Source organism: Staphylococcus sp. 231237_7MaSpsaltlick (assembly GCF_043107035.1).
The window spans coordinates 1-478 of the sequence record NZ_JBICNX010000346.1 but is presented as its reverse complement, the minus strand read 5'-3'; the positions used below and the strand labels follow the sequence as shown (position 1 = coordinate 478).

At 25.7% G+C, this 478-nt stretch carries 1 pseudogene; it reads left to right on the top strand.

Annotated elements, in window-relative coordinates:
- Window positions 1–24 precede the first annotated feature (24 nt).
- A pseudogene (locus tag ACF91D_RS31820) lies at window positions 25–478 on the top strand (hypothetical protein); the annotation flags it as partial.

Genomic DNA, 478 nt, shown 5'->3' with positions numbered 1-478 from the left:
ATAGATAGTGGTGATCTTTTGAATTTGAGTAAAGATATAAGAAAATTACTTGATAAAGAAGGGTATAATTCAACTAAGATCATGGTAACCGGAGATTTAAATGAATATATAATAACAGATCTGAAAAACAAAAAAGCTCCAATAGATTGTTTTGGAGTAGGAACAGAATTAACAACGTCAAGAGACGAACCGACTTTAAACGGTGTCTATAAATTGGTAGCTATTAAACAATATTCTAAAGCTACAAACAAATATGAAACTTTTTATAAAATGAAAACCTCAGTTAATAAAATTTCTTATCCTTGCCCCAAACAAATATTCAGATTTGAAAAAAATAACTGTTTTATAAAAGATATAATTACCTTAGAAGAAGAAAAAATAGAAAATGCAAATCCATTACTGCTTCAATATATAAAAAATGGTCAATTAATACAAAAATTGCCTAATTTATTTGAAATTAAAAAATACCACCAAAAAC